The organism is Bartonella sp. AP36NXGY (assembly GCF_042195865.1).
Classification (GTDB): domain Bacteria; phylum Pseudomonadota; class Alphaproteobacteria; order Rhizobiales; family Rhizobiaceae; genus Bartonella.
This window is the reverse complement of the sequence record NZ_JBHIPD010000040.1, coordinates 1-6802: the sequence shown is the minus strand read 5'-3', so window position 1 is coordinate 6802 and position 6802 is coordinate 1. Positions and strand designations below refer to the sequence as shown.

Below are 6802 nucleotides of genomic sequence, written 5' to 3'. Positions count from 1 at the left end.
TGCCAACTTTTTGTAACAAAAAACTGTACACAATTCCTTGAACTCCAAACTATCTATACCACTAAATACTAAGGGGGATTTTTATCTAGAAAGCTTTTTGGGGTAGCGAGCCTATGCCTATGATCTGTGGGGGCAGTGCTTTACGGCTCAGATAGAGAAATAACAGCTTTTTACACTATCCTAACATACATAATGGCTATGGTATGTAAGAATAGTGCCGTTTTTTATACGGAGCTGCCTTATTATAAGATTAAGTAGGGTAGGGGAAGAACGTATAGGTATGTAATTTACGCGCCATAAAGGCTTTGTAGAAATTAGATCTAAACTCAGATTCTCTTGGTTCTTATGTCATCTCTCCCTTTGTCTTATGTGTAGCCTGTATATCGTCATCCTCAAAACAATTTGTAACAAAAAACTGTACACAATTCCTTGAACTCCAAACTATCTATACCACTAAATACTAAGGCGGATTTTTACCTAGAAAGCTTTTTGGGTAGCGAGCCTATGCCTATGATCATTGTGATGATGCAAACCTTTTGCAAAAAGTGTTATGTTGATAGCAGAAAGCCTGTAAAGAGAAAATGGTTATGGTATGTAAGAATAGTGCTGTTTTTTATACGGAGCTGTCTTATTATAAAATTAAGTAGGGTAGGGGAAGAACGTATAGGTACGTAATTTACGCGCATAAAGGCTTTGTAGGAATTAAATCTAAGCTCAGATTTTCTCTCTTTACGGAGTTAAGACTTGTGTTTTTATCATAATGACTAGCTTCTCCATCATAATATTTCTGCACGAGAGCTTTCCAAAAATAGTACACTAGCTAGTTTGTTCTTAAAAAAAATAATCAAGGCAATACTTTTGCACCATCCTCATTCGTCATCCTTAAGGGCGGCTTTTGCATTTACAGAAATTGCCACTGACTTTAGAAGCGGAGCCTAGAAACGCGGGGAAGAGGAACACCATAGAGCGGTGTGACTACTCATGTTGTCATGCTATAGAAATATTTGGTTTTGTAGGGTAGAAGCAGCCACTCCCCTTTAATGCTTTTTAGGCATTAAAAATGGCACGAGAAAATGCTGGTAGTCGTGATATGTTTTTTATTATGGCTGATCCATGAGCTCTAAAATATAAATTGAGAGGGAATGGGCGGCATTAAAAGTTAAACGCGCATGGCGAGGCTTGAGATTGATTAGTTCAAAATCCTTTTCTGAGCGGCCGTGCGCTGCACCTTTCTTGTTTCTTAACTTTATAGTACCGCGCACAATTTGATACAGACCGGATGCGATCATTTTTAAGTCATTTTCATCTAGATCTTGATTTTTTAAGTTTTCTTGCTTCATATCTTCGGGATGGATCTTAGCTTTCTTAACGACTTCTTCCCATAAAGCGGGCAGATTATTACGGGCGTTTTCTGCATATGGGATAGAATGGTGGTCGAGATAAGCTTTGCAAGAGGCTTCCAACAGATTTGCTGCAAATAGAACTGCCTCCCTTGGATCTTTTTCTATATTTTCTAATGCTCTATTTATTTCGATTTCTACTGCTGAAAGTTCTTTCTCTGCAATACGTTTTTGTAGCTCTTCCATCGAGAGGAGACCAGCTTTTTGCAATTCTTGTGTGAAGGTCACCTCATTCTTGATAATATATCCTCCACGCTGATATTCTAATCCATCTTTCTTTAACGTTTCTAAAATTTTACGTTGATCTTCTTTAAGCTCTTGTAGCATTTGGTCTTCTGGTATGTCTTGAAATATGAATCCGACTAACTTATGAAACTCGCTGTCCAAAAAATCACCAAGCAGGGGACCAAGGACTTCAAGCGGTTCATTGCATTTTACATTGATTGTATCTAGTCGTTTCTTAATCGTGACTTCTTTATCATCACTTAGGTACTCATGAGGAGCAGATGGTGTATAAAAGAATAAGGCATCCAAATTCTCTGGCCAATAGTACTTTGGTAATATTTGAGAGAGTGCCCTAATTGTTGCAGGAGGGATTTTGTTTTTCTGAGATATTGTTTGCGGAGACGATAATTGCATTTTGTATCTTTGTAATATCAAAAAGTGGTATGTTGAGTGGTTTTTAGAATATGATTTTATTGCCTGACCTTGCTTAGAAAGTCGCGCAACAATTTTGTGGCTTATATAAGATTTGTGAAAGAGAAATGCCATATTGTGTTTTAATTTTTTTCTCCTTTCATTGTTATAACAGTGAAGCAGTGAAGGGGGTGAATAATGCGTGATAATTGGAAAAATATAGAATGAGAACAGAAGTATAATTTTGTATTATCGTAACTGCAATAGCATTCTTTATTGGCAGATTGTTTATTGGAGAGAAGGAAGCAGGCAATGCGCATAATCCCTGAAAGGAAGGTTTTGTGACAAGAATTTCAATAATGGCATGTTACTAAATGTTGTGTGTGTTCTTTGCTTGTCAGAAAAAGTAGATGGCGCTCTTTATTTGCATAACCGGTATAGAGTAATGCGGGAGGCTAGTTTAAAATCTCGTTTATTCCGTTAAAGCTTACTGTTTTCTATAAAAAGACTGTTTTCATGATATCCGCTGTTAATCTCGCGTATTTGGTAGAGATGAAAATATAAACGTTTATCGTGTCTGTAAGGGAGCTTGAAGCAATGAAGTTATGTGTAAAAGAGTTCTGAAAAGCTTCTTTTGTCCGTAAAACTTATAAGGAAAATTTAAAGGCAGGAAAATGTTAGAGAAATCTAAGAGTACGCTGTGAAAATCAAGAAACAGTCTTTTTAGAGATGGTTTGCTGTCTGTCATCGTGCTTCATGATTTTCAATGTTTTTAAAATTTCTTTCTCAATGAGAGAGGGCTTTTTTATTAAAGCGGGGGAGATTTGTTATGACAGTTAACAATGAAATGGAGAGAAGATGCTGCTTTACCAGCTGTTTTTGTCGCTTCAGTTTCATTTGAACCTATTGCGGTTACGGAAGCATAGTGATTCAATGACTTTGAAAAGGGGCGAATAACATTATCAAGTTTGCAATACAGTGCGATTTTTCACATCGCGGTGTGTGGTAAAAGATGATTAGCATTTATAGGGGCGTGCGCGGGGGCGGGTTCTATATTCTATGCTGGGTCGGTAGGGCGTCTGTTAGCGCATTTATGGGACTATTCCGCATTGAAATGCGTGCTTAATTTCGTGGATCTTTGCAAAGGTCTGATCAGAAAATCCCATATTTCAAGAGGTTTTTAGAGGGATTTAAAAGCACAGAGGTATCATAAAATTACAAACACCGTACGTTGCTGGAGGTGATCAATTTTAGAGCTTAAGGAGCTTATCGGTTTAGTGTTTTTTCATAAAAATGATGAAGGCTGTGGTCAAGGTCTCAGTGTGTTGGTTTCTCGAAAAGTGGTAAATGCTGTATGATTTTATATGCCATTGCCAATGTTATGGATAGGGAGTTCAAATAAAGCATATCATAAATCAAAATTCTTCTCTTTACGCGATAAGAGGAGGGCTAGGCAAAACAGTAAAAATGCAGCGATAGAGAATATGAAGAATACGATATATGTTTGGTTTAAGGACAGGTATTCTTCTGTCAGAGAATGGATCAAAAAGCCAGCGAATATACCCCCTAAGGCACCACCTATTTGCTGTAATATGCGTGTGATAACGGCTGTATCTTTGACGTATAAACTGTTGACATATTGGATGGGGGCGGAAAGGCAGACAATGGTGGTGATGCCAAGTCCTATGCCTCTTAGCAAGAATCCCAGTCCATCCATGCTTATATTATAGCCGAAGCATAATAACCCAAAGCTTGATATCACTAAACCAATTCCTATCATGAAAAAGGGAGATTTTTCTTTCCATTTTTGGTAAATAAATTTCCTGCCAATCCACGCACCTACCCCTTGCAGAGCAAGGAGGGCACCGATGATGAGAAGGCTCTTTTCATAGTTTCCTCCCATGGCAACGGCTAGTGGGAAATAAACGAGGAAGCTATAAAAAAGAAATGAAGCAACGAGCCCCATGATCATGAGCAATGTATAGCGCGCATTTTGAAATCCGCTAAAGACGATTAATTTGTTTTTTGCTTTCTGATTAGAAACAATGAATAATATGAGAGATATCACGGCTATAAGCGCTAGGATAAAGAGGGTGTTGTGGTTATTGATATTTCTGGCTTCTGTGAGATAAAAAAACGAAAGAAGGGAGATGGAAAACGCTAAAAATGCAAATAAGTTAAATTTTGTTTTTGTTGTTTCGTTGCTCTTTAAATGTTTTGCTCCAAGGGTGAGTGCCAATAAAATAAGCGGAATATTAATAAAAAATAACAAACGCCAAGAGACATACTGAGCAAGTGAGGCGCCTACCAGCGGACCAAAGGCAGGAGCGAAAACTGTTGGTACGGCTATGGTGCCCATGGCTTGGCGCACGCGTGTCTGTCCAAATTGTAAGGCAATGATGGTTTGGCTAAGGGGTAGCAAAAGACCTGTCCCGAAACCTTGAACGATACGGGCAGATATAATAGTTGGAAAATTATAGCTTAATCCTACCCCCAGTGATCCAAGCATAAAAATGAAGCTTGCAAGAAACCAAGTGCTTTTGATACCTATTCTTCCTTGCACAAAAGCGGCCATTAGCAGCCCTGGAACGGTGGCGAGAAAATAGGATGTTACAACCCATTGTATATTATTTTCTCCGACTGAAAAATAATGCGCAAGGTTAGGAAGGATGACATTGACAATGCTCCCGTCCAGCAGAGGAAGTATGCTGGAAATAATGACGGTATATATGACATACCTTTCTGTTTTTGTATAGGAATCTCTCTTTTGCATTATTATGCCCCCTGTTGATATTCTTTTAGATATGGGTCCCGCCCCATTCACAGACTTTAAAAAATTAACACATGTTTGTGATGTCTGCGGTTTTGATATTGGAATGAATGTGATTGGAAGTGCTGATGGTCCCCAAATGCTTCTCTTGTGTACAAACCCCTCTTCCTCCAAAATGAAGCCATCAGTTAAGCTGATTTTGATGAGTTTATCGAGGAGTCTGTTTTCTGTCAATTCACTTTGCATGAGAGCAAAAGCAGAACCTACACGAGACGTGCATGCCTGCTCCATTTGCATTTATTATTTAACATGAAAAATGTGAAAATCTTTATAAATCAAATTATTGACTTAAAAATCCAATGTTTGTTTATATATCATTTTTTATGCTTAAATGATTGTTTAGGTGTCAAATGTATTCTCAATAGTTTATAATTTTCTTTTCTTAAATGTGCAGCCCTTTCTGGAAAATATTCGACAATCTCTTGATTGTTTAATAAAAATTAAAATCGGTTATAAGGAAGGGCTTGTAAATTATAGAGTAGGAAAAAGGTGCATTTTATAAACAACAGGGGAGGGTTGTTTCCATAGCCCAAATATTTTTTCAAGTTGTTGTGGTATCTTTTTGAATTGCTTGATCGATAAAAGTTTCATAATTATCAGAAACAATATATTGGGTATTTTCTCCTAAAGCTTTGAAATGTTCATGACCGCAATGGATTTTTGCTTTTTCCAGATCGCACAACATGTCTTCGAAAATACTTCCTTTGCTTTCCACAACAAAATACAGTTTTCCTTGCCCATCTTGCTCGAGTAATACAGCCCTATCGGGAGTATATGATCCAAGAGGTGTATCAATTTTAAACCATTTAGGCAGTTGCGCATAAACTTTAATCTCATCGTTTTTTTCAAACGATTGTGCAAAACTGAACTCAATATCTGAATCATAAATAACATGATCATAAATTGATTTATCAGTTTTTGTCATATTCTTTTATAAAACAATTTGCTTTTATATTTATTAAAATGCATTTTCTATTTTATTTTTTCGTATAATTAGCCAATGAAGTTTTTGCTCTAATATCGCAATTTGTAAAAGACTATTTTGGTCATTCAATATGAAATTTTTTATGTCGGTTTCTTGTATTGAAAGCAATGGTACGATTTTTGATATCTGTATAAAATATTTACAAAAAAAAATTTAATAACACATGATTATAGAATTTTGTCCTTTGTTTGAAGCATGTAAAGTTAAACCATTGTTTATTCATAGATTTTATGTTCATTATTTATTTGATACATTTAATCTAGAATGTAAATTGTGTTCGTATACTCAAACTAAAATACTGGTATTGAAGTGGTGAGAGTGTTGCTTTGTTAAGAATAGATAATTTGGTAGGTTGGTATTCCCTTTGTATCAGAGAATTCAACTTATTCTCTCATATTGTGTGTGGATGAAATGTTAACCGCATAATGCTCTCTCTTACATGAGATGTAAGATTGATATGGTTTCCATATTGAGAAAAGTTGTTGATCGTAGAGGAATATTTTTTTGCGAAATTCGTTTGGCTTAAATGGAAAAAATAGAGCAAGAGTCGCATATTTGTTATGCTGTAATGGCATATATATATAATCGATGGAGTCAACACTTCATTTAAGAAGTTTTTTAAAGGAAAAACATAAAAAAATAGAATTATTGAAAAAAATCTTTTATTTTGAATCTTGTCTCTCACGATTATAAAAGATTCATGTGGATTTCGAAAATTCTTGTTGTGTTGAAAAGCATGAAAAATCAAGAAAATTTTGCAAAAAAGCTGCACTATGCGTGCAGCTTTTTATGTATTTGCTTTAAAGGTAGACAGGTAGACGTTTTAAAGCATGAAAGTGTCCTTACGGCTTCTATAACCATAATAGCCAAAAATACTGGAAATAATGGCGCCTACCAGACTTCCTAAAAAGCCCCACCACCCCATATTGGAGGCTGTTTTTGTGGCTTTAG

The 6802-nt window shown here is 36.2% G+C and carries 3 protein-coding genes and 1 pseudogene; all 4 read right to left on the bottom strand.

Annotation, left to right across the window (positions count from 1 at the left end; translation table 11 throughout):
- Positions 1-1100 precede the first annotated feature (1100 nt).
- Positions 1101-2171, bottom strand: a complete 1071-nt coding sequence (locus ACFINX_RS09095; RefSeq protein WP_375668707.1) for an abortive infection family protein — start codon at positions 2169-2171, stop codon at positions 1101-1103.
- A gap of 1273 nt (positions 2172-3444) precedes the next feature.
- Positions 3445-4809 (bottom strand): MFS transporter, encoded by a 1365-nt coding sequence (locus tag ACFINX_RS09090; protein WP_375624198.1) that lies wholly within the window; start codon positions 4807-4809, stop codon positions 3445-3447.
- 598 nt (positions 4810-5407) lie between these two features.
- Positions 5408-5791: a hypothetical protein gene (locus tag ACFINX_RS09085; RefSeq protein WP_375638862.1), complete on the bottom strand. Its 384-nt coding sequence runs from the start codon at positions 5789-5791 to the stop codon at positions 5408-5410.
- Between the two features lie 883 nt (positions 5792-6674).
- Positions 6675-6802: pseudogene (locus ACFINX_RS09080) on the bottom strand (DUF3792 domain-containing protein); the annotation flags it as partial.

Bases quoted from the DNA above. Each gene is read 5' to 3' on its own strand.
- ACFINX_RS09095 (WP_375668707.1), bottom strand. From the start codon at position 2,171: ATGGCATTTCTCTTTCACAAATCTTATATAAGCCACAAAATTGTTGCG.
- ACFINX_RS09090 (WP_375624198.1), bottom strand. From the start codon at position 4,809: ATGCAAAAGAGAGATTCCTATACAAAAACAGAAAGGTATGTCATATAT.
- ACFINX_RS09085 (WP_375638862.1), bottom strand. From the start codon at position 5,791: ATGACAAAAACTGATAAATCAATTTATGATCATGTTATTTATGATTCA.